Genomic DNA, 23,203 nt, shown 5'->3' on the forward strand with positions numbered 1-23,203 from the left:
CTGCGTATCACTAATTCAAAAATAGTTGATAAATGCAACATTCCCTTGAATTGAAACGCTTTCCTTCGTAATTCGCAACTGGAACACGCAAGCTATGAGTAAACCCATTGTGATGGAACGCGGTGTTAAATACCGCGATGCCGATAAGATGGCTCTTATCCCGGTAAAAAATGTGGCAACAGAGCGTGAAGCCCTGCTGCGTAAACCGGAATGGATGAAAATAAAACTGCCAGCGGACTCCACTCGCATCCAGGGCATCAAAGCGGCAATGCGCAAAAATGGCCTGCACTCTGTCTGCGAAGAAGCTTCCTGCCCTAACCTGGCTGAATGTTTCAATCACGGAACAGCAACCTTTATGATCCTCGGCGCAATCTGTACTCGCCGTTGCCCATTCTGCGACGTTGCCCATGGCCGTCCGGTTGCTCCTGACGCCAACGAGCCGTTAAAACTGGCTCAGACGATTGCGGACATGGCGCTGCGCTATGTCGTGATTACCTCCGTTGACCGTGACGATCTGCGTGACGGCGGCGCTCAGCACTTTGCTGACTGCATCACCGCGATTCGTGAGAAAAGCCCGTCGATTAAAATCGAAACGCTGGTGCCTGACTTCCGTGGTCGTATGGATCGCGCGCTGGATATCCTCACAGCCACGCCGCCGGACGTGTTTAACCACAACCTCGAAAACGTACCGCGTATTTATCGTAATGTACGCCCTGGGGCTGACTACAACTGGTCGCTGAAGCTTCTGGAACGCTTCAAGGAAGCGCACCCGGAGATTCCGACAAAATCGGGTCTGATGGTGGGTCTGGGTGAAACTAATGCTGAAATCATTGAGGTTATGCGCGACCTGCGTAGCCATGGCGTGACCATGCTGACGCTGGGGCAGTATTTACAGCCAAGCCGCCATCACCTCCCGGTTCAACGCTATGTAAGCCCGGATGAGTTCGATGAGATGAAAGCAGAAGCCATGGCTATGGGCTTTACCCACGCTGCTTGCGGTCCATTCGTGCGCTCTTCATACCATGCTGACATGCAGGCCAAAGGGCTGGAAGTGAAGTAATCGTGTAATACTCACTTACATATCAGCAATAAAAAACCGGCAAATCGCCGGTTTTTTTTCATGCAGAGTTTGCAGTATTACTCTTTATGAGAAAGCTTCTCAGCCTGAACGCTACCATCAGCCTCTTTCTTGGCATCGGCATTATCGTCGTTCATTGCTTTCTTGAAGCCCTTGATTGCCGTCCCCAGGTCTCCACCCAGAGTACGTAACTTCTTGGTACCAAACAGCAGAACAACCAGTGCGGCAACCACCAGCAGTTTGGTAATACTAATCTCACCCATAGATACCTTCTTGACTTAAACCAGGCTACATAAAGCGCCATATTAACCTGAGAATATTAACGGCCTTTCGACGCGCGCACACAATAGCAATCTGTAACAAGGTGAATCAAGCCTTGTTTAAAAAAACGTCATAATAATTGCGGTGGCGCAAAGCGTCGGTTACTTAACACCGGAAGTTGTGCCCTGACCTGCCTGACCCGCTCGGCGGAAACCTCGGCCATAATGAGCGCGGGCGTTTCAGCCGCCGCCGCAATAGTCACGCCAAAGGGATCGATGACCCGGCTTTGGCCGATATTCTTGTTACCGCATTCTCCAGCCGCAACCAGATAACACGTGGCATCCAGCGCTCTTGCCGCCAAAAGCGTGGCCCAATGATGCTCTTTTAACGATCCCCGCACCCAAGCCGCAGGTAGAACGAGAATCTCAGCCCCCTGCAACGCGTGCGCCAGCGCCAGCTCAGGGAAGCGCAGGTCATAGCAGGTCATTAGCCCTACTTTTAATCCGCCTACGTCCAGCAGCGGCGCTATGGCGTCCCCTGCATCGACATTACGTGACTCCTGAATCGAAAAGGCGTCATAGAGATGTAATTTAGCGTAATGGGCCACTACCCGACCAGCCCGTAGCGCAACCAGCATGTTAAATGCCCGGCCTGGCACAGAGGGAACATGAATCGTCAGGATTGTCGTCATCTCATTTTGTGCGCTTTCTCGCAACAAATACGTCAGAAACCCGCCTTCCAAAAGCTGAGCTGATTTCACTGACAGGTCAGGGTCTAAATCGTCACGCGCCAACAATGCCTCCGGTAATACCAGTAGCGACGCCCCCTCTCCTGCAGCCTGAGACATCAGTAAGGCGCAGGTTTCTGCATTTTTTTCCCATGAAGGTCCCACGGCAAATTGCCCTGCTGCAACGAACATATTCCCTCCAGAAAACTTTGTTAGGCTCGCCAACAACAATTATTCAGCGTTACACTCACCCTCTATACAATCAAATAGCAGGATTACGCAGTGTTACAACTCCTTTTAGCGGTTTTTATCGGTGGTGGCACAGGTAGCGTAGCAAGATGGATGTTGAGTATGCGGTTTAACCCGCTGCATCAGGCCATTCCATTCGGTACGCTGGCTGCAAACTTACTTGGCGCATTTATCATTGGTATGGGTCTGGCATGGTTTAATCGCATGACAAATATTGACCCAATGTGGAAGGTGCTGATTACTACAGGCTTTTGCGGGGGACTGACAACGTTTTCCACTTTCTCTGCTGAGGTAGTGTTTTTACTGCAGGAAGGACGCTTTGGTTGGGCTATGGTGAATGTACTGGTTAATCTCTTGGGATCATTCGCGATGACCGCCCTGGCATTCTGGTTGGTATCTGCCTCTCCCGCACATTGAAGCGAAAAAAACCCGCAATTAAGCGGGTTTTGAATGCTTGCTGTCGTATGCTTACAGAGCGATTACGTTTGCAGCAGAAGGGCCTTTGGCACCGTTAGTGATTTCGAACTCTACACGCTGACCTTCAGCCAGAGTTTTAAAACCATTGGTCTGGATTGCAGAGAAGTGTACGAACACGTCTTTGCTGCCATCTTCCGGAGTAATGAAACCGAATCCTTTGGACTCATTAAACCACTTAACGTTACCTTTAATCTTAGACATCAAAATTACCTTTACATGAAAAATAGACACAAATGCTGTGTCGGGTATCAGTACAACAATTGTGGTGCACTTTGTCCAGTCGAACTTTATCAAAAAGTGATAAATGTCGCGTTATTTTTCAGTTAAACTTCCTATCGCTATGTTTTTAAAGGGCTTTCTAATAAACCACCTGACAATACAGATAGTCCATCAAAACTGGAACCGCATCCACGCAAAGTAGACGTTGCCGTTATTATACGTTCCAGGAATGTAGGTCATCTGAAACGTTGCCGGACCATAACCAATTGATGCCAGCGGTAACAGCACCGGTACCGGAATGTAGTTCCAGTTATCACGCGCGGTGAAACCGGCGGTAAAGCCGAGACCTGTATGGAAGTTTTCATCAGCCAGCGGTCGCCAGGTTTTTTCCCAGCCATAGCCGCCAATGGGTTCCCATTTATTGTAGGAATCCTTAAACGCCATGATATAAAGTCCGTGCCAGTTACCTTTATCATCCCAACGGGATTGACCAAATCCTGCACCCCACGGCCGTTCATTGTAGCGATCCGTTTTTTCTTTATCGTAGGCAAAACGCGCATGCCAGGTAATAGCAGGTACATACAGATCATAATGTTCCGGCTGCTGCCAGGTTTCACTGACATTATCTTTAAAAGTAGCAAACCAGCCTTTATCTTCAGCAGCAGCCTGGGAAGTGAAAGCTAACTGAATAAAAATAAATGAAAAAATGAGAAAATATCGTTTAGCGAAAATCACAACTTAATTACCATCCTGGGATTTATTATTAATTTTAGCAAACCCAATCTTAATGTCAGCTTAACAAAAATGCGCAAATAAAAAATCAGAATATTCCTCAGCCTATAACCTACCCCTTTATTTACTGAGCCATTTCATAGGAACTATTTTCTCTTTATTGCCAATAAATTGTGCTTTCCTGCGGCGAGAGTTAAATAACATCACAATAAATTAACAATAAAGCATCAATATCACCACAAAACACACACACCAACGCTGCGCTTCACAGTTTTTTATTGTGATATTCTTTTTTTAATCGCGATGCTGAAAAAACGGCTTAGCCATCGCTTGAATCCGTATTTTTATTGATTTCAATCAGCAAGAGTTATCGGTTTATTAGGCACATTCTGTCACCACTTTTTACTTTTTTTAGTTTTTTAACTTTCTGGGCAGCAATGCGACAGGGGAAACAATGTTGACATTTATTGAACTCCTTATTGGGGTTGTGGTTATTGTGGGTGTAGCGCGCTACATCATTAAAGGTTATTCCGCGACAGGCGTACTGTTTGTCGGCGGTCTGGTTTTGCTGATTATCAGTGCGTTGATGGGCCATAAAGTTTTGCCGTCTAGCGCAGCAACAACGGGCTATACGGCAACAGACATTGTTGAATATATTAAAATTTTGCTGATGAGCCGTGGCGGCGATCTCGGCATGATGATTATGATGCTGTGTGGTTTTGCCGCCTACATGACGCATATTGGCGCGAATGATATGGTGGTTAAGCTGGCCTCTAAGCCGCTGCAGTATATCAATTCACCTTATCTGCTTATGATTGCCGCCTATTTTGTCGCCTGCCTGATGTCCCTGGCGGTCTCTTCAGCAACCGGTCTGGGCGTATTGCTGATGGCGACATTGTTCCCGGTCATGGTTAACGTTGGGATTAGCCGTGGCGCCGCAGCAGCCATTTGCGCCTCCCCAGCCGCTATTATTCTTTCGCCAACATCCGGTGATGTAGTGCTGGCTGCAAAAGCCGCGGAAATGCCGCTGATCGATTTCGCGTTTAAAACCACGCTGCCAATTTCCATTGCCGCCATCATTGCTATGGCGATTGCCCACTTTTTCTGGCAGCGTTACCTGGATAAAAAAGAGAACATTTCTCATGAAATGTTAGATGTGGCTGAAATTACCACTACCGCCCCGTCGTTTTACGCCATCTTGCCATTTACCCCGATCGTTGGCGTCCTGATTTTCGATGGAAAATGGGGCCCACAGCTGCATATCATTACGATTCTGGTGCTGTGCATGCTCATCGCTGCTGTACTGGAGTTCGTACGAGGATTCAACACCCAGAAGGTTTTCTCGGGTCTGGAAGTCGCCTACCGTGGTATGGCAGATGCCTTTGCTAACGTGGTGATGCTGTTAGTCGCGGCGGGCGTTTTTGCCCAGGGTCTGAGCACAATCGGCTTTATTCAGAGTCTGATTTCTATCGCCACCTCGTTTGGCTCCGCGAGCATTATTCTGATGCTGGTACTGGTGATCCTGACTATGCTGGCGGCAATGACCACGGGGTCCGGTAACGCACCGTTCTATGCCTTCGTTGAGATGATCCCGAAACTGGCGCACTCTTCTGGCATTAACCCGGCTTACCTTGCTATTCCGATGCTGCAGGCATCAAACCTTGGACGCACAATCTCTCCGGTCTCCGGTGTGGTTGTCGCTGTCGCAGGGATGGCAAAGATCTCTCCGTTCGAAGTAGTGAAACGTACCTCGGTTCCGGTTCTGGTTGGACTGCTGGTTGTGATTATCGCAACTGAAGTGATGGTGCCGGCGACGTCCGCCCTGATTGGCGGTTAACGATAACTGTCAGCATCTAACCTTGATACGCAAAATCATTTAAGCTGCATCAAGGCGGCAAGTGAAGACATCCCCAGTACCATAGATAATTATGTGACTGGGGTTTCTTCACGCCGCCCACAAAGAGGCAGCTTCAAGGATGACGTGAATTAGCCGCCGTGATAAATACGCTGCGGCCTCCCCACCTTACCGTGAATAATCTCCGCAATAATCAAATGACGGCTGGCACAGTACTCCAGGTAGCGCCTGGAGGTGGTACGGCTGATAGTGAGTGCCTGGGCGATCGTTTCCGCAGTATGATGTACCGTCGGATCGGCAAATAATTTCAACACCGCATTCAGCGTTAACGCATCAATTCCGGTCGGCAAATCGCCTTTCGGTTCGCCGCGCGCATAAGCATTAAACATTTCATCAATCTGCTTTTGACTGGCGCTGTCATTACCGGCCAACATGCGTCTGCGCTGTTGATAACGCGTCAGCGTCTGTCCCAGGCGCTCGTAGGCAATGGGTTTGACCAGATAATCAAACGCGCCGCTGCGCACGGCCTCGGAGACCGTTTCCATGTCGCTGGCCGCCGTGGTAAACACCACGCCCCCCGGATAACGCGTCTGGGTTAGCTCATGCAACAACGTAATTCCCTTGCCGTCCGGCAAGTAGTTATCGAGCAGAATCAAACCGGGCTTAAAACGCTCAATCATCATCCTCGCTTGCGCAAGATTACCCGCCAGCCAAATCTGGCTGAAGCCGGGTATATGGCGGATATATTCAGCATGCATTTCCGCCAGTAGCGTTTCATCCTCAACGATCAATAGCGTTAATGGTTCCGTCATTATTTTTTTTCACTTTCGGAAGAAATAAAGAAAATAAGGTGCCGCAGGGGGAGTTATCTTCGAGTGTAATCACCCCGTTACAGCGCCTCACATAACTTGCAATCAGATACAAACCAATGCCATGTTCACCTGGTTCATCGGTACGGGTGCTCACACCCTGTTCAAATATTTTTTCACGCAATGCTTCCGGTACACCGCATCCCTGATCGGCAACTTCGATGATCACGTCATCCCCTTCATCGCTCAAATAGAGTTCGACGATCTTGTTGCCTTGCTGGGTGCGCAAGCTCGCTTCAAATGCATTATCAAGCAGATTGCCAACAATTGCTGCAAACTCTGTGCTATCCAGCCCCTCAGGGAGTTGATGCAGTTGACTGCCAGGAACGATAGTCATAGTGAGGCCCAGTTCACGCGCACGCTGCACCTTGCCAAACAACAGACCGGCTACCTGACGATCGGCAAACGCGCCGCGCAGGCTGTCAATCAGTTGCTGTTGCGCCTGCGACTCCCCCTGCACCATTGCCAGCACCCGGTCATACTCTTTCATTTGCAGCAGGCCATTAATGGTCGACATCCAGTTAAGGTGTTCATGACGCAGCGTTCTCAGGCTCTCTACATACTGTTTGATCTGCGTTAATTGCGCATTAAGAGTAGCAATTTCATCTTTACTACGAAAACTGATGATTGCCCCAAGCAGTTCATCGCCGGAGCGAATCGCCTCACGGTTAGCGATAACGCTCAGGCCATTAAAGTTCACCATCGCGTCCTGTCGTTTTTCCGCAATCTGCTGGGTGAAAAAGTCAGTCGGCTGAACCACTTCACTAACCGGTTTTCCAAGCCACTTTCGCCCTGGCGAAGACAGCCCCAGCATTTTCCTCGCGCTGCGGTTTATTGCGGTGATATACCCATCAGGGTCCACGGCGATCAAACCTTCATATACCGAGCTGAATAGCGCTTCCTGCTGACGCACTACCCGCGCGATTTGCTTAGGCTCCATCCCCAACATCTGCCGGCGAATATGGGCGGCAAATAACCAGGAGAGCAGCATAAGTACCAGCAACAGCAGGATAAACACCCCTGCCATTGGGAGTAAAAAGTCCGATCGCCAGCTATCGATTTTACTGATCAGATAGCCAATTGAGACCACGCCAATGATTTTGCCATCGTCATCAAAGATGGGCGTTTTGGCGCGCATCGCCATCCCAATGGACCCTTTGCCGGTAATAAAGTAACTTTCCCCTCTTTCCAGTGCGCCGGGTTTGGTGAACTGCATCGGGTAGCCAATTTTTTCCGGATTTGGGTGGTAAAGGCGGACAGAGTTGGTATCCCCGATCACCACATAGTCGAAGTCAGTCCCGCTCTGCAGTTTGTCGGCAATGGTCGCCAGACGCTTGTAATCACGATGCTTCACCGCCGCGATGATACTGTCGTTAGAGGCGATGATTTTGGCCTGGTTCATCGCCATATCGCGGACATGCGTTGCCAGATAATCTTCAAAACTGGCGGTAAAGTATTGTGCTAACGCGGCGATAATAAAAACAGAAACGACCAAAATAAGCAGAAAGATACGCAATGGAAACGCCAGACTGCGAAAAAAAGGAAACCGTGTTTTATTTTTTTGCTCTGCCATATTTCTTCCTCAGCGACGTTACCCGAAACTTATTTCTCATTGTAGTTGTAATAAAAATGTTTTATTTGCAAGTCGCGGTATAAAACAGGATCGTTGCAGATTCCCCACCTTAAATCAATTAAACAAATTAAAACCACCCGCTATTTCGGAGTTAAATTAATTAAAAAACTTAAAACCATAAAACACATTAAAACCTTCTAACTTATTGTGAAATAAATCAAAAATTACCTCCAAAATACTCCTTACGATGTATGCAGCAGGGAAAAAAAGAAATACTCCGTAATAAAAAAACATTCCCTTCAATTGCAAACAAGAAGTTATCAGGTTGCTAAACAGAGCAACAAAAACAGAAACCCAGTAACAAATATAGCATCGGGGCTCTATTCACTATGTTCGGTAATAATATATTCACGCAAGTTAAACGCTCAGAAAATAAAAAGATGGCGGCTATCGCGCAATTTCTGAAAGAGAATGATTTGAGCGTTGATACAACTGTCGAAGTATTTATCACCGTCACCCGTGATGACCGCCTGATTGCCTGCGGCGGCATTGCCGGCAATATCATAAAGTGCGTCGCCATCTGCGAATCCGTAAGGGGTGAAGGCTTAGCGCTGACGCTGGCGACCGAGTTAATCAACCTCGCCTATGAGCGCCACTGTACGCACCTCTTCATCTATACCAAAACCGAGTACGAGTCGCTGTTTAAGCAGTGCGGTTTTTCTACGCTGACCAGCGTTCCCGGCATTATGGTGCTGATGGAAAACAGCACCACACGTCTGAAACGCTACGCTGAATCACTGGCGAAACAGCGCCATGAAGGGAAAAAAATTGGCTGTATCGTCATGAACGCCAACCCCTTCACCAACGGACATCGTTTTCTGATCCAACAAGCAGCCGCGCAATGTGACTGGCTGCATCTGTTTTTGGTGAAAGAAGATACCTCGCGTTTTCCGTATGAAGACCGACTGGATCTGGTGCTTAAAGGGACAAAAGACATTCCACGTTTAACCGTTCATCGCGGTTCGGAATACATCATTTCCCGCGCCACGTTCCCGTGCTACTTCATCAAAGAGCAGAGCGTTATTAACCACTGCTATACCGAAATAGACCTGAAAATCTTCCGCCAGTATCTGGCCCCGGCTCTTGGCGTCACGCACCGCTTCGTCGGTACCGAGCCGTATTGCACCGTCACCTCCCAGTACAACAACGATATGCGCTACTGGCTGGAGACCCCAACGCTTCCCGCCCCACCGATTGAACTGGTGGAAATTGAGCGGCTGTGCTTCCAGGAGATGCCGATTTCTGCCTCCTGGGTGCGCAAGCTGCTGGTTAAAAAAGATCTCACGGCTATCGCATCCCTGGTCCCTGACGCCACGCTGCACTATCTGCAAAGCATGGTTGAGCGGGCCTCATCGGGTGCGGCAGTCCGCCAAAATACCCCCGCATTAGCAACAGGTGAAAAATGAAAATAAACCAGGCAGCCGTCGCAGGCACACTCGAGTCCGGTGATGTGATGATTCGCATCGCCCCACTCGATTCGCAGGATATTGACCTGCAGGTTAACAGTAGCGTCGAAAAGCAGTTCGGTGATGCCATCCGGGCCACCATTCTGGACGTTCTGTCCCGCTACAACGTACGCGGCGTGCAATTAAATGTTGATGATAAAGGCGCACTGGACTGCATTTTACGTGCGCGACTGGAAGCACTACTGGCCCGCGCTGGCGGTATTCCTGCACTGCCATGGGAGGATTGCCAGTGATTAGTGAATCTTTGCAGCAACGTAAAACCCGTACCCGCCGCAGCATGCTGTTCGTACCGGGCGCCAATGCCGCCATGGTCAGCAACTCGTTCATCTATCCGGCAGATGCGCTGATGTTCGACCTGGAAGACTCCGTCGCGCTGCGCGAGAAAGATACTGCTCGCCGTATGGTGTACCACGCGCTGCAGCATCCTCTGTATCACGACGTTGAAACTATCGTGCGCGTAAACGCCCTCGACTCCGAATGGGGCATTAACGATCTCGAAGCCGTGGTACGCGGCGGCGCTGACATCGTGCGTTTACCGAAGACCGATACCGCGCAGGATGTCATCGACATCGAAAGCGAAATCCTGCGTATCGAGAAAGCCTGTGGCCGTGAGCCAGGCAGTACCGGTCTGTTAGCCGCCATCGAATCGCCGTTAGGCATTACCCGTGCGGTAGAAATTGCCCACGCTTCCGAGCGCCTGATCGGTATTGCACTGGGTGCGGAAGATTATGTGCGTAACCTGCGCACTGAGCGCTCTCCGGAAGGGACTGAACTGCTGTTTGCCCGCTGCTCTATTTTGCAGGCGGCACGCTCTGCCGGCATTCAGGCGTTCGACACCGTTTATTCCGATGCCAACAACGAAGCGGGTTTCCTGCATGAAGCCGCACACATCAAGCAACTGGGTTTTGACGGTAAGTCGCTCATCAACCCGCGCCAGATCGAGCTCCTGCACAACCTGTACGCGCCGACACGCAAAGAGCTGGCTCACGCGCGCCTGGTCGTGGAAGCCGCTGAAGCCGCCGCTCGCGAAGGCCGTGGCGTAGTTTCCCTGAACGGCAAAATGGTCGACAGCCCGGTTATCGAGCGCGCCCTTCTGGTTATCTCCCGTGCAGAACTTTCCGGCATTCGCGAAGAATAAGGCAAAAAAATGACGCAGAAAATCGAACAGTCTCAACGCCAGGATCGCGTGGCGACCTGGAGCCGTCATGCAGAAAGTGAGCTTTCCGCTTATCAGAGCACCGCAAAAGTAGAATTACAGGCGCAAAAACCGCGCGACAAGAAGCTGTGCGCTAACCTGGAAGACGCCATTCGTCGTTCAGGTTTACAGGATGGCATGACCATCTCTTTCCACCACGCTTTTCGCGGTGGCGATCTGACGATTAACCTGGTGATGGACGCCATCGCCAGAATGGGCTTTAAAAATCTGACGCTGGCCTCCAGCTCCCTGAGCGACTGCCATGCTCCGCTGGTTGAACACATCCGTCAGGGCGTGGTCAGCCGTATTTACACCTCCGGGCTGCGTGGCCCGCTGGCGGAAGAGATCTCCCGTGGCCTGCTGGCCGAGCCTGTGCAGGTCCACTCCCATGGCGGCCGTGTACACCTGGTGCAAAGTGGCGAACTCAGCATTGATGTGGCGTTCCTCGGCGTACCGTCCTGTGACCAGTTTGGTAATGCTAACGGCTATACAGGTAAAGCATGCTGTGGTTCACTGGGCTATGCCCGCGTCGATGCCGAAAATGCAAAACAGGTTGTCCTGCTGACTGAACAGCTGCTGACCTATCCGCATAACCCGGCCAGCATTACGCAGGATCAAGTGGATCTGATTGTACAGATCGATCAGGTCGGCGATGCGGACAAAATCGGTGCTGATGCGACACGCATGACCACCAACCCGCGTGAACTGTTAATCGCCCGTAGCGCGGCAGACGTCATTGCTAACTCCGGTTACTTCAATGAAGGCTTCTCACTGCAGACAGGAACCGGCGGCGCTTCTCTGGCCGTTACTCGTTTCCTGGAAGACAAGATGCGCAGCCGCGATATCCGTGCTGACTTCGCGCTGGGCGGCATCACCGCTACCATCGTTGACCTGCACGAAAAAGGCCTGATTCGCAAACTGCTGGACGTACAGAGCTTTGACCGTAACGCGGCTGAGTCGCTGGCTCGCAATCCAAACCACATTGAGATCAGTGCCAACCAGTATGCCAACTGGGGCTCAAAAGGCGCCTCCGTCGATCGTCTGGACGTCGTGGTGCTGAGTGCGCTGGAAGTTGATACCAGCTTCAACGTTAACGTACTGACCGGTTCTGACGGCGTACTGCGCGGCGCATCCGGCGGTCACTGCGATACTGCGGTTGCCGCTGCGCTTTCCATCATTGTCGCTCCGCTGGTTCGCGGACGCATCCCGACGCTGGTTGATAACGTCCTGACCTGCGTAACCCCAGGCTCCAGCGTAGACATCCTGGTCACTGACCACGGTATCGCCGTTAACCCTGCGCGTCTGGAACTGGCTGAACGTCTGAAAGAAGCCGGTATGAAAGTGGTGTCCATTGAATGGCTGCGCGAACGTGCACAGCAGCTCACCGGTCAGCCACGCGCTATCGAATTCACCGACCGCGTGATTGCCGTTGTGCGTTACCGCGATGGCTCGGTGATTGACGTTGTGCATCAGGTGAAGGAATAAGCCATGCGCCTGCTCCCTGAACACGCCACCCAACATGCGGTTTCGATTCCCGAGCTGCTCGCCAGCCGGGATGAGAGACAAGCAAGGCAACATGCCTGGCTGACGCGTCATCACGCGCCACTGGTCTCGTTTACCGTGGTCGCACCGGGTCCGATTAAAGACAGCGCATTAACCCGTCGCATCTTTAATCACGGCGTCACCGCCCTGCTCGCGCTGGCGGAAAAATCCACCTGGATTATCAGGGAGCAAACGGCGCTGGTTTCTGCCAGCGGTCCGGAAGGTCTTTTGTCTATTGAGGCCCCGGCCCACGCTCTCAAGCTCGCCACGATTGAACTTGAGCATTCACATCCGCTGGGACGGTTATGGGACATCGATGTCCTGACCCCTGAAGGGGAAATTCTGTCCCGGCGTCATTTCGCACTCCCTGCCCGCCGCTGTCTGCTGTGCGAGCAAAGCGCTGCCGAATGCGCGCGAGGTAAAACCCACGCGCTTTCCGACTTACTCTCTCAGATGGAGGCACTGCTGCATGATGCCGATTCCCGCAACATCAACCAATAACGCAGTCCTTCCTCTGGATCTGCCTGACGCTTACGCAACGCTTGCGTGGCGGGCCATGTTGACTGAAGTCAACCTGTCGCCCAAACCGGGTCTGGTGGATCGTATTAACAACGGCGCACATAAAGATATGGCGCTGGAAGATTTTCATCGCAGCGCTGAGGCAATTCAGGCCTGGCTGCCGCGTTTTATTGAATATGGGGCGTTTAGCGCACAGCTGTCGCCTGAAGATGTGTTGAAAGGACTGCGCCCACTGGGCATGGCCTGCGAAGCCGATATGTTTCGCGCCACCGAGGGGGTAAACACCCATAAAGGGAGCATCTTTTCACTGGGGCTGCTGTGTGCCGCCATTGGCCGCCTGCACCAGCTCCAACTGACTGTTACCGCTGAAACCCTTTGCTCAACGGCAGCAACATTTTGCCGTGGCCTGACCGAGCGCGAACTGCGCCAGAACAATCAACAACTCACGGCTGGCCAACGTCTTTATCAGCAACTGGGATTAACCGGCGCACGGGGCGAAGCCGAAGCGGGATACCCGCTAGTCATCCAGCATGCCCTGCCGCACTACCGCGCACTGCTGACTCAGGGCCGCGATCCTGAACTGGCGCTACTCGACACGTTATTGCTGCTGATGTCTATCAATGGCGACACCAACGTGGCTTCACGTGGCGGCGCAGAAGGTCTGCGCTGGCTACAGCAGCAGGCCACCGCTCTATTGCAGCAAGGGGGGATTCGCACCCCTGCCGATCTCGAATACCTGCGCCAGTTCGACCAACAGTGTATTGAACGCAACCTCAGCCCAGGAGGCTGCGCCGATCTGCTGATCGTCACCTGGTTCTTAGCTCAGATTTCACAAGTTCATCATTATCACAATTAAAGATCCTTTCCGGAGAATCACACACATGTCTTTAGCAAAAGATAAAATATGGAAATTACTGGCCCCATTGGTCGTAATGGGCGTCATGTTTCTTATCCCTGTCCCTGATGGAATGCCCCCGCAGGCCTGGCACTATTTTGCCGTTTTCGTGGCAATGATTGTTGGGATGATCCTGGAGCCAATCCCGGCAACAGCGATAAGCTTTATCGCCGTAACGATCTGCGTCATCGGCAGCAACTATCTGCTGTTTGATGCTTCAGAGCTGGCCGACCCGGCGTTTAAAGCGGGTAAGCAAGCGCTGAAATGGGGTCTGGCAGGCTTCTCCAGCACTACCGTGTGGTTGGTGTTTGGCGCGTTTATCTTCGCGCTGGGCTATGAAGTCACCGGTCTGGGTCGTCGTATCGCGCTGTTCCTGGTAAAATTCATGGGTAAGCGCACCCTGACGCTGGGCTACGCGATTGTCATCATCGACATTCTGTTGGCGCCGTTTACACCATCCAACACCGCGCGTACCGGTGGTACCGTATTCCCGGTTATCAAAAACCTGCCGCCGCTGTTTAAATCATTCCCGAACGATCCGTCCGCGCGCCGTATCGGCGGATATCTGATGTGGATGATGGTAATCAGTACCAGCCTGAGCTCCTCTATGTTCGTTACCGGTGCTGCACCTAACGTGCTGGGTCTGGAATTCGTCAATAAAATTGCCGGTATTCAAATCAGCTGGTTGCAATGGTTCCTCAGCTTCCTGCCGGTTGGTATTATTTTGCTGATCGTTGCTCCGTGGCTGTCCTATGTTCTTTACAAGCCAGAAGTTACTCACAGTGCTGAAGTTGCCGCGTGGGCTGGTGATGAACTGAAAACCATGGGTAAACTGACGCGTAAAGAGCTGACCCTGATCGGTCTGGTTCTGCTCAGCCTGGGTCTGTGGGTCTTTGGCGGTAAACTGATTGATGCGACCGCTGTGGGTCTGCTGGCAGTCTCGCTGATGCTGGCGCTGCACGTTGTCCCGTGGAAAGACATCACCCGTTATAACAGCGCATGGAACACCCTGGTTAACCTCGCCACGCTGGTCGTTATGGCGAATGGTTTAACCCGTTCAGGCTTCATCGACTGGTTCGCCAACACGATGAGCTCGCACCTGGAAGGCTTCTCGCCTAACGCGACCGTGATCGTTCTGGTGCTGGTGTTCTATTTTGCTCACTACCTGTTTGCCAGCCTTTCCGCACACACCGCCACCATGCTGCCGGTTATTCTGGCCGTCGGCAAAGGCATCCCGGGCGTTCCGATGGAACACCTGTGTATCCTGCTGGTACTGTCCATCGGTATCATGGGCTGTCTGACTCCGTATGCAACTGGCCCTGGCGTTATTATCTACGGCTGCGGTTATGTGAAGTCCAAAGACTACTGGCGTCTGGGTGCAATCTTCGGCGTTATCTACATCTCTATGCTTTTGCTGGTCGGCTGGCCGATTCTGGCAATGTGGAGCTAATCATTCGGGTTCCCGCCTGATGAAAATGATGCCAGTCAGCTAAACCTGACTGGCATTTTTTATGATTAAATAGATGATATTCAGAATTTATATAAGTATCCGAAATCATCATGACATCAAGATGGCGTTATTCTTCGCTGCTGGCAGCACTTCTGCTCCCAGTTTCTGTAGCTCAGGCCGACGAACTTCAGGCAAAACAGTACGCTGATTTTGACAGCTACGTGCTGGCCCTCTCCTGGCAAACCGGATTTTGTCAGAGCCAACACGAGAGAAATCGTCAAGAGCCCGACGAATGTCGTCTGCAAAAAGAGAGCGCGGACAAAGCAGATTTCCTGACCGTTCACGGTTTATGGCCCAGCCTGCCAAAATCCATCGCCGCCCGTGGAGTAGACAACCGCCGCTGGATGCGCTTTGGCTGCGCGACTCGCCCTATCCCCAACCTGCCTGAAGCGCGCGCCAGCCGTAAATGCGCGGCTCCCGAAACAGGCCTGTCGCTGGAAAGCGCGGCAAAACTCAGTGCCGTAATGCCCGGTGCCGGCGGGAGATCCTGTCTGGAACGTTACGAATATGCCAAACATGGCGCCTGTTTCGGTTTTGATCCCGACGCATACTTCGGCACGATGGTACGGATGAATAATGAGGTTAAGAACAGCGAGGCTGGCAAATTCCTCGCGGAAAACTACGGCAAAACCGTCAGCCGCAGCGCATTTGACGCCGCCGTCGCTAAAAGCTGGGGCAGAGAGAACGTCAAAGCCGTGAAGCTAAGCTGCCACGGCAATCCGGCCTATCTCACAGAAATCCAATTGACCCTGAAAGCCGACACCATTAACCAGACGTTATCCGCACAGTCATTCTTACCGCAACCGCATCCGGGTAACTGCGGTAAACAGTTTATTATCGACAAAGTGGGATACTGAAAATAACGACCGGCGCGGCAAGCTGGCGTCGGTCCATATGGTTAGCGTTTTGAACGGGCATCCGGGCGAATTAAATCAAAGCGGTGTGTTTCACTGATCGAATAATACGCCGTTGGCCCGCCCGCACGCAGTACCGGTTTTGCTTTCGCCGTCTGGTAGATGCCGCCTTCCAGTAGCGTTTCATCAATATGAATACCCACCACTTCTCCCAGCACCAGCCAGGTTTCAACAGGCGAACCATCAGCGGTGGTCAGTTGCAGACTTTGCGATAAGCGACACTCAAAATTGACCGGGCTTTGCGCCACGCGCGGCACGCTGACTATCCGACTATCTGCTTTGCTAAGCCCGGCGGCAAAAAACTCATCCTCGCCGTGAGGCAAGCTGGCTGACGTTTCGTTCATCGCGCTGGCCAGCTCAAGAGTCGTCAGATTCCAGACAAACTCACCGGTGTCGATAATATTCTGCACGCTATCTTTCCAGCCGCTGCTGGCGAAACCGATAATCGGCGGATGATAATTAAAGCAGTTAAAGAAACTGTACGGTGCAAGGTTATGCCGACCATCGCTGTCGCGGGAGGCAATCCAGCCAATAGGGCGCGGTCCAATGATGGCATTCAGCGGGTCATGCGGTAAGCCGTGTCCTTGTGATGGTTGATAGAAATACATAGCGTTCTCTGTTGAAGTTAACATCAGCGCAGCACAAATTATGCTTCGCTCATCTCCCTGGAAAAAGAAGATCAGCGTAGAACAATCCGCTAAAGATTACGATTGAATAAAGTTGAGCAGATCGCCGTTGATCTGTTGTTTATGGGTAGTGCAAATGCCATGCGAACCGCCAACATACACCTTCAACTGCGCGTCAGGCAGTATTTCCGCCGCAACCTTTCCGCAGGTTTCAAACGGGACAATCTGATCGTCATCACCATGGATCACCAGCGTCGGGATAGTCATCCTTTTGAGATCCTCACGCAGGTCAGTTTCTGAAAACGCGTGAATACAGTCGTACAACGCTTTGATGGAACCTTGTAAGCCCTGTTCAACAAAGCTTTCACGAACGGCTTTCGACGCATTTACGCCCGGGCGGTTGTAGCCATAAAATGCAGCGGTCAGTTCATAGAAGAAAGCAGCGCGATCGTTTATCACTCCCTCACGGATGCCATCAAACACCTCTTTCGGCACACCATTTGGGTTAAAGTCGGTCTTGATCATTATGGGCGTCACCGCGCCGATTAACACCGCTTTGGCTACCCGCTGCGTTCCATGGCGACCAATGTACCTCGCCACTTCCCCGCCCCCGGTAGAGTGTCCGACATGTACGGCATCTTTAAGATTGAGATGCGCGGTAAGTTCAGCCAGATCGTCAGCATACTGATCCATATTGTGACCATCCCAGGGTTGGGCTGAACGCCCATGCCCGCGCCTGTCATGGGCGATCACCCGAAATCCTTTCGACCCAAGGAACAGCATCTGATCTTCAAACGCATCTGCCGTCAGCGGCCAGCCATGGCTAAAGACAATAGGCTGCCCACTTCCCCAATCTTTAAAATGCAAATAGCTGCCGTCTTTCAAGGTAAGTTTGTCGTACTGGCTCATGAGATCTCCTGTCGCGGAACACTGAGTTGTTTGACGCGCCCGCAGCGAGCGCTTAAAAAGCATAATGCAAATTGGAGAACGATCGCGTTTTTCGGCTAAAATCACACCATACGCAACAATATTGATGATTTGCCTGAATGTGAACTAAATCACTTCAAACCAGGGGTAAGTCTCAGTATCATCATAAAAGCTAAACCCTTGCCGCCTGACGGTGAGGGTTTTCTTTTGGGATTATTTACCTGCGCACCCGCAGTATCGACGACATGGAGTAACAAATGTCCAGACCAACTATCATCATTAACGACCTCGATGCGGAACGCATTGACCGCCTGTTGGAGCAACCTGCGTTTGCTGGTTTACCGATTGCCGACGCCCTGAACGCCGAGCTGGATCGTGCCCAAATGTGTTCACCAGAAACCATGCCGCACGATGTCGTGACCATGAACAGCCGCGTGAAATTCCGCAATCTGAGTGATGGCGAAGTCCGTGTGCGTACCCTGGTGTATCCGGCCAATATGACTGACAGCAGCACACAGCTTTCGGTAATGGCACCTGTTGGCGCTGCACTTCTGGGCCTGCGCGTTGGCGACACCATTCACTGGGAACTACCAGGCGGGACCTCAACACACCTCGAAGTCATAGAGCTTGAGTACCAACCTGAAGCTGCGGGCGACTACCTGCGCTAACTCTGTCTTATCAAAGCCACTCGCTTTATCTTACAGGGGATGCATCCGCATCCTCTTTCCGGTTAGTCCTCTGCTCCTGACTCTCACCTTATCTCCTGTTCGCAAAACATAAATCTGTGTCGTGACTGACAGAATCATTTTTAATACTATGCTGATATGTGTTCATGTAATGACAAGGAGAATGTTTATGTACAACACAATCATAATGCCTGTTGATGTATTCGAAATGGAACTGAGCGACAAGGCTATTCGCCATGCAGAATTTCTGGCACAGGAAAACGGGGTTATCCATCTGCTGCATGTGCTGCCAGGCTCAGCAAGCTTAAGCCTGCACCGCTTTGCAGCCGATGTCCGTCGTTTTGAAGAGCATCTCCAACACGAAGCGGAAACCCGTCTGCAAACGATGGTCGGTCACTTCAGCATCGATCCTTCCCGTATTAAACAACACGTCCGCTTTGGCAGCGTACGTGACGTCGTCAACGAGTTGGGTGAAGAGTTGAATGCGGATGTGGTCGTCATTGGATCGCGCAACCCATCAATCAGCACTCATCTGCTCGGCTCAAACGCTTCCAGCGTTGTTCGCCACGCTACTCTGCCAGTGCTGGTTGTACGTTAATAGCCTCTAATTTGCTAAAGAAAACCCCTGCCAGGTTAATGCCTGACAGGGGTTTTTATTGCCTGACGATCAGTACAAATGACCGATATTCACGATAGTACTAACCGTATCGCCAAAGAACGTCAGACGACCCAGGAATACGCCAACAAACAGCAGGACAAAGAGCGCTTTTGCACGACGCTCGCCCTGGCGGCTGAGGACAAAGGCCACCGCCAGACACACCAGACTTGCCAGATAAAGCGGCGACGTCAGCCAGGCATGTGCCGTCATCTGCATGATGGTGCCACCACTTAGCCAGATAATGGGCGCGGCAATCATGACCGCCATACAAACGACAATCCCCTGACGCAATGCGGCAACGGCAGGCGTGAGGTTAAGCAGCGGAATCGCCGCACAACCCATAACCCACACCGTGATGAAGAACAGCAGCATCGTCAGACCGTTGGCGATCGCCACCATCGCCGGGGCGGCATAGGTCATCCCCTGTACCGCCACCAGCGCGATCCCGAGAACAGAGGCCAGAACGGCCGGCGCTTTGTGCCCTTTTGCCAAAAACGTCACGCCCACCGCCACGCCGTATAAAGTTGCGCCGAGAATCTCACGGCTCAGCCAGGCATGCTGGAGGTTAATCAGGGCATTGTAGGCGCGATCCGGATGCGCCAGGTGCAATACCGCCGCCACGGAAGCAGCCGCCAGAACCAGCCCGCTTACCAGCCAGTACAGGCGCTTGCTTTCCAGTTTCCCTTGCAGCGTGCGCAACGTCAGAATGAGCGTTATACCAACCGACATCTGGCTCAATACGGTAAAAATAACCAGAGGGAATTCATACTTTTCCATTACTTGCCCTCCGGTTGCTTCGGTTGACGCGCGAGGATAAAACGCGTGCCAGGGTTAAGCTGCGGCATACGTGGGAATCCCGGCGGATACTGTACGGCATTGTTGGGGATCGGATCGGCATCCAGATCGATAAGCGTCAGGGCGCCTACCGGGCAGGCACTCACGCACGCCGGCTGCATACCGACATCGAGACGCTCGTAGCACATGCTGCATTTTTCCGCTTTTTTCATCTCTTCATTAAAGCGCGGCGCACCGTATGGGCAATTGCGGATACAGTTTTTGCATCCGATACAACGTTCCGGATTATGCACCACAACACCATCCTCGCGTTTGGTGTACGCCTCTACCGGACAAGCCGCCAGGCAGGCCGGATTTTCGCAATGGTTACAGGCCAGCGAGTAGAACGCTCGCTCCTCATGCGGGTAAATTTCTTTATCCAGCGGGTAGACATAGCGCCAGAAACGTTCAGGCTCCAGCTGATTAAAACTCTTACACGCCATCGCACAGCCACGGCAGCCGATGCACTTATCGCTATTGACTAAAAACGCGCGTCTCATGCCGCAGCTCCTTCATTTCCTGACAGAGTAATATCTACAAATTGACTGTGTATGGCCGCACCGGGCGCGCCTGTCGCCATTTTTCCCATATCGGCGGGCGTATCTTTGACCACATTCTGTACGTTGTAACTAAGCTTGTTGAACCAGGATTCGTACATCACAAGAAAATCTTCCGGCACATTAGTGGTAATTTTGGCTCGCAACTCAACATGGCCCACCTCGTTGAAGACTTTGACGTGAGCGCCCTCAGTGATGCCCTTTTTCTGTGCAGCAAGCGGGTGGATATAAACAAAGGGTTCTGGCCAGAAAACCTGCATCCAGTCCAGATTGACAAACTGCGAGTGCAGACCGTACTGAAGATGAGGTGTAAACAGGTGGAACGGCAGCGCACCGTGTGCACCCGCTTTATATTCCGGCAAAGCCGTGTGACCATTTTCCGCACAACGTTCTGATTTGAACTCGTACTTGCCTGACGGCGTTTTGAACTTGCGATCGTACCAGGCCGCGGTGCTGACCATTTTTGCTTTGCGTGGTCCTTCCAGCAGGTCATCCCAGCCCGCAATGCCAAACTGTTTCCCCATCCCCTCATTAAATTCCTGATCCAACCAGCGTTTAGCATCAAACGCCTGCGGGAAGGTACATGAACCGGGTTCCAGTTTATTGATGGTTTTGGACAGCAGCGCCGCGATTTCCGGATCGCTCTTGCACTCATACAGCGGTTTGATAGCCGGCTCGTTGACGGATAACCAGTAGTGCCAATAAGACGAAGAGACATCCCATTGTTCAAAGGTGGTAGTGACAGGCAGCACGATATCCGCATGTTGGACGGTTTCGTTGAAGAACTGGTCGACACAAACCACCATTTCCAGTTTATCAAACGCTTTGATCATCTTGTTGCGGTCGAAATCCTGAGCAAACGGGTTTTTAGAGGCCACCCACAGCATCCGTACCGGTGGTTCACTGGCGTCCAGAATCCCTTGCGCCGTCTGGTTGATATTCAGCGCACGATCGGAGTATTCGCTCTTCTCACCGCTATCGCTGACAAACTCACCCACCGGACCACCTGCGCCTTTTATTCCGACAGAACCTGCAGGAGGCTTCTGCATCATTCCATGGTAGTTATAACCCCATGTCTGCAGATGACCGTAGCGGGCACCGCCGCCCTCAATACCAATATTGCCGGTCATTGCCACAAAGGCATCGATCGCCCGTACGTTAGCGCCGCCGTTAACATGGCGCTGCATGCCGTAGCCAATCCACACGGTGGCAGGATTAACCGCCGTAAACTCTTCCGCTAACTGGCGAATGGCATCCGCCGACAGACCGCAAATTTCAGCGGCCCACTCGACGGTCACACTGCTGCGCAGATAAGCTTCGAATTCCGGGTATCCGTGGGAATAGTTATTGACGAAATCCTGATCAACTAAACCTTTATCCACCAGGTGACGCGCCATGCCCAGCGCCAGAGCGCCATCTGAGCCTGGGCGAACACGTAAATAAAGATCGGCTTTCGCGGCGGTCTGCGTTAACAGCGGATCGATAACGACAACTTTTGCGCCTTTCTCCCGCGCCTGATAGATGTATTTCATAGTGTGCATAGAGCACCAGGCCGGATTCGCGCCCCAGATGATGATATATTTTGCTTTTACAAAATCTTCCGGGTCGTTACACCACATATCCCCCATATCATAGTTCTGGGCGTCGATACCGGCTGGCCAGCAAGGTGTCCCGGCAAAACGGGTGGTGTAACCCAGCGAAGACATCATCCCTTCAACGGCATAACCCATCACCCCAAGGTTGCCTGAGTATTTTGACAGCGCCAGCCCCAGCATTGAGCCGTCTTTCTTTTTAATCTCCAGCATCTTGGTCGCAATGCGCTGCATTGCTTCGTCCCAGGAGATACGACGCCAGTTACCGCTGCCGCGAACATCCTGAACCATCGGATATTTAATGCGATCCGGGCTATACACCCGGCGAGGATAAGTCAGACCTTTTACACAGGGTGTTCCATGCGTAAACGTTGACTCAGGCGCGCCTTCCACAAAGGTAATGACGTCATCCTTCACCCAGGTTTTCAGGCTACAGGTGTCATAGCAGTTACGCGGACAGGCGTTGCGAGAAATTTTGTAAGTTTTAGGGTTAAACGGAATTGGCGGTTGCGCCAATGCGCAGCGTGAAGTCAGCAACCCCCCAGGCAGGGCAGCCACGGTTCCAAGGGCAACTAACCCTTTCAAAAATGAACGTCTGTTCAGAACTCCCGGTTCATTACTCATATTGATACTCTCGTGTTTAATTCATTAAGCCAAGAAGACAACCTTCCCGCTACGGTTTTCAGCGTGGCGGTTTGTGCATTTATATTTATTTTTTCGATATACTCGGGCACCCACATCGCTATATACTCACTTACATATCGAGTGAAGGCGACCTGGTATTTAGCTGATGTTCTGGCATTAGCCGATAATAAAACCGCCAATTCCAATACATATGAAATATGATCATCCGGTATATTATTTTTGTGGTTTATAGATAAACCTATATTTGCCATGAATTCCCGAATGCTCAAAGTTGATTTACCCATTACGAGGGCATCTTCTTCGAGATAAACCGAAGCGAACGGCGCAGCCTTTAACGTCTGTGGCCCAACAAATAGCGCATTGAAGTCGTACTCCGCGTCCAACCACTCCTGTTCTGTAAGCGTCGAGGCATGTGTTTCCAGAGCTGAATAAGCCGCTTTCAGCGTGTGACTATCGTGAGAAATAAAAAAATCACGCAACAATAACCCTGTCGATTCAAAGATCGTCAGGGTTTCATATATTTCACCCATGAATTAA

The 23,203-nt window shown here is 51.7% G+C and carries 25 protein-coding genes; 13 read left to right on the plus strand and 12 right to left on the minus strand.

The genetic code is table 11. The annotated features are described in order from the left end of the window. The first annotated feature begins 94 nt into the window (after positions 1-94). Complete coding sequence (gene lipA / locus HV243_RS17910) at positions 95-1,060, plus strand: lipoyl synthase (protein ID WP_003022702.1); 966 nt, start codon at positions 95-97, stop codon at positions 1,058-1,060. A 77-nt stretch (positions 1,061-1,137) separates the two neighbouring features. On the opposite strand, the gene tatE is transcribed toward lipA, so the two are convergent. Both tatE and HV243_RS17920 read right to left on the minus strand, forming a co-directional pair. Then, positions 1,138-1,341 (minus strand): twin-arginine translocase subunit TatE, encoded by a 204-nt coding sequence (gene tatE / locus HV243_RS17915; protein ID WP_016152230.1) that lies wholly within the window; start codon positions 1,339-1,341, stop codon positions 1,138-1,140. A 128-nt stretch (positions 1,342-1,469) separates the two neighbouring features. Then, positions 1,470-2,258, minus strand: coding sequence for a deaminated glutathione amidase (locus HV243_RS17920; RefSeq protein WP_053388582.1), 789 nt, complete (start codon positions 2,256-2,258; stop codon positions 1,470-1,472). A 90-nt stretch (positions 2,259-2,348) separates the two neighbouring features. Between HV243_RS17920 and crcB the strand changes: the two genes are divergently transcribed. After that, positions 2,349-2,732, plus strand: coding sequence for a fluoride efflux transporter CrcB (gene crcB / locus HV243_RS17925; RefSeq protein ID WP_003831281.1), 384 nt, complete (start codon positions 2,349-2,351; stop codon positions 2,730-2,732). Between the two features lie 51 nt (positions 2,733-2,783). On the opposite strand, the gene cspE is transcribed toward crcB, so the two are convergent. Next, entirely contained in the window at positions 2,784-2,993 is a 210-nt protein-coding gene (gene cspE, locus HV243_RS17930) for a transcription antiterminator/RNA stability regulator CspE (protein ID WP_000034825.1), read from the minus strand. Between the two features lie 189 nt (positions 2,994-3,182). Next, positions 3,183-3,746, minus strand: coding sequence for a lipid IV(A) palmitoyltransferase PagP (gene pagP, locus HV243_RS17935; protein WP_016155963.1), 564 nt, complete (start codon positions 3,744-3,746; stop codon positions 3,183-3,185). A 451-nt stretch (positions 3,747-4,197) separates the two neighbouring features. Here pagP and dcuC point away from each other — a divergent pair, with 451 nt between their 5' ends. Next, positions 4,198-5,580, plus strand: a complete 1,383-nt coding sequence (dcuC, locus tag HV243_RS17940; RefSeq protein ID WP_016152227.1) for an anaerobic C4-dicarboxylate transporter DcuC — start codon at positions 4,198-4,200, stop codon at positions 5,578-5,580. Positions 5,581-5,729: 149 nt separating this feature from the next. Here the strand turns inward: dcuC and dpiA are convergent, their stop codons facing one another. Together dpiA and dpiB are read right to left on the minus strand one after the other, a co-directional pair. Then, complete coding sequence (gene dpiA / locus HV243_RS17945; RefSeq protein ID WP_016152226.1) at positions 5,730-6,410, minus strand: two-component response regulator DpiA; 681 nt, start codon at positions 6,408-6,410, stop codon at positions 5,730-5,732. After that, positions 6,379-8,040 (minus strand): sensor histidine kinase DpiB, encoded by a 1,662-nt coding sequence (gene dpiB, locus HV243_RS17950; protein ID WP_046274583.1) that lies wholly within the window; start codon positions 8,038-8,040, stop codon positions 6,379-6,381. Before dpiB ends, dpiA begins: the two co-directional genes overlap by 32 nt. 389 nt (positions 8,041-8,429) lie before the next feature. Here dpiB and citC point away from each other — a divergent pair, with 389 nt between their 5' ends. The 8 genes from citC (at position 8,430) to rna (ending at position 16,084) form a co-directional block, all read left to right on the plus strand. After that, on the plus strand, positions 8,430-9,506 hold the full coding sequence (gene citC / locus HV243_RS17955) for a [citrate (pro-3S)-lyase] ligase (protein WP_016152224.1): 1,077 nt from the start codon (positions 8,430-8,432) through the stop codon (positions 9,504-9,506). Then, positions 9,503-9,799 (plus strand): citrate lyase acyl carrier protein, encoded by a 297-nt coding sequence (citD, locus tag HV243_RS17960; RefSeq protein WP_003831276.1) that lies wholly within the window; start codon positions 9,503-9,505, stop codon positions 9,797-9,799. The genes citC and citD overlap by 4 nt, the downstream gene beginning before the upstream one ends. After that, positions 9,796-10,704 (plus strand): aldolase/citrate lyase family protein, encoded by a 909-nt coding sequence (locus HV243_RS17965; protein ID WP_053388581.1) that lies wholly within the window; start codon positions 9,796-9,798, stop codon positions 10,702-10,704. Before citD ends, HV243_RS17965 begins: the two co-directional genes overlap by 4 nt. A gap of 9 nt (positions 10,705-10,713) precedes the next feature. Continuing rightward, a complete protein-coding gene (citF, locus tag HV243_RS17970; RefSeq protein WP_053388580.1) occupies positions 10,714-12,246 on the plus strand; it encodes a citrate lyase subunit alpha in 1,533 nt (510 codons plus the stop codon). Positions 12,247-12,249: 3 nt separating this feature from the next. Then, positions 12,250-12,804 carry a citrate lyase holo-[acyl-carrier protein] synthase gene (gene citX, locus HV243_RS17975; RefSeq protein ID WP_053388579.1) on the plus strand — a complete coding sequence of 185 codons (555 nt, stop codon included), beginning with the start codon at positions 12,250-12,252 and terminating at the stop codon, positions 12,802-12,804. Beyond that, entirely contained in the window at positions 12,773-13,678 is a 906-nt protein-coding gene (gene citG, locus HV243_RS17980) for a triphosphoribosyl-dephospho-CoA synthase CitG (protein WP_047359502.1), read from the plus strand. The genes citX and citG overlap by 32 nt, the downstream gene beginning before the upstream one ends. 25 nt (positions 13,679-13,703) lie before the next feature. Then, positions 13,704-15,167 carry a citrate/succinate antiporter CitT gene (gene citT, locus HV243_RS17985; protein ID WP_016152219.1) on the plus strand — a complete coding sequence of 488 codons (1,464 nt, stop codon included), beginning with the start codon at positions 13,704-13,706 and terminating at the stop codon, positions 15,165-15,167. A 110-nt stretch (positions 15,168-15,277) separates the two neighbouring features. Then, on the plus strand, positions 15,278-16,084 hold the full coding sequence (gene rna, locus HV243_RS17990; RefSeq protein ID WP_053388578.1) for a ribonuclease I: 807 nt from the start codon (positions 15,278-15,280) through the stop codon (positions 16,082-16,084). Positions 16,085-16,125: 41 nt separating this feature from the next. Here rna and HV243_RS17995 read toward each other — a convergent pair whose 3' ends face one another. Next, complete coding sequence (locus tag HV243_RS17995) at positions 16,126-16,749, minus strand: flavin reductase family protein (RefSeq protein WP_047359504.1); 624 nt, start codon at positions 16,747-16,749, stop codon at positions 16,126-16,128. Positions 16,750-16,845: 96 nt separating this feature from the next. Then, the gene (locus HV243_RS18000; protein WP_053388577.1) at positions 16,846-17,676 is read right to left on the minus strand and encodes an alpha/beta hydrolase; all 831 of its coding nucleotides are present in this window, start codon (positions 17,674-17,676) and stop codon (positions 16,846-16,848) included. 275 nt (positions 17,677-17,951) lie between these two features. Between HV243_RS18000 and rnk the strand changes: the two genes are divergently transcribed. Both rnk and uspG read left to right on the plus strand, forming a co-directional pair. Continuing rightward, positions 17,952-18,362 carry a nucleoside diphosphate kinase regulator gene (gene rnk / locus HV243_RS18005; protein ID WP_005120853.1) on the plus strand — a complete coding sequence of 137 codons (411 nt, stop codon included), beginning with the start codon at positions 17,952-17,954 and terminating at the stop codon, positions 18,360-18,362. Positions 18,363-18,549: 187 nt separating this feature from the next. Further along, positions 18,550-18,978, plus strand: a complete 429-nt coding sequence (gene uspG / locus HV243_RS18010; protein WP_016152215.1) for a universal stress protein UspG — start codon at positions 18,550-18,552, stop codon at positions 18,976-18,978. 69 nt (positions 18,979-19,047) lie between these two features. Here uspG and HV243_RS18015 read toward each other — a convergent pair whose 3' ends face one another. The 4 genes from HV243_RS18015 to HV243_RS18030 are packed head-to-tail and all read right to left on the minus strand — an operon-like array spanning position 19,048 to position 23,196. Continuing rightward, positions 19,048-19,815: a DmsC/YnfH family molybdoenzyme membrane anchor subunit gene (locus tag HV243_RS18015; RefSeq protein ID WP_053388576.1), complete on the minus strand. Its 768-nt coding sequence runs from the start codon at positions 19,813-19,815 to the stop codon at positions 19,048-19,050. Beyond that, the gene (locus tag HV243_RS18020) at positions 19,815-20,372 is read right to left on the minus strand and encodes a 4Fe-4S dicluster domain-containing protein (RefSeq protein ID WP_049269768.1); all 558 of its coding nucleotides are present in this window, start codon (positions 20,370-20,372) and stop codon (positions 19,815-19,817) included. The genes HV243_RS18015 and HV243_RS18020 overlap by 1 nt, the downstream gene beginning before the upstream one ends. Next, positions 20,369-22,645 carry a molybdopterin-dependent oxidoreductase gene (locus HV243_RS18025; protein ID WP_053388575.1) on the minus strand — a complete coding sequence of 759 codons (2,277 nt, stop codon included), beginning with the start codon at positions 22,643-22,645 and terminating at the stop codon, positions 20,369-20,371. The genes HV243_RS18020 and HV243_RS18025 overlap by 4 nt, the downstream gene beginning before the upstream one ends. Further along, the gene (locus HV243_RS18030) at positions 22,642-23,196 is read right to left on the minus strand and encodes a molecular chaperone TorD family protein (RefSeq protein ID WP_053388574.1); all 555 of its coding nucleotides are present in this window, start codon (positions 23,194-23,196) and stop codon (positions 22,642-22,644) included. The genes HV243_RS18025 and HV243_RS18030 overlap by 4 nt, the downstream gene beginning before the upstream one ends. Between the last annotated feature and the right edge of the window lie 7 nt (positions 23,197-23,203).

The sequence above is a fragment of the Citrobacter sp. RHBSTW-00599 genome (assembly GCF_013784065.1).
Lineage (GTDB): Bacteria > Pseudomonadota > Gammaproteobacteria > Enterobacterales > Enterobacteriaceae > Citrobacter > Citrobacter braakii.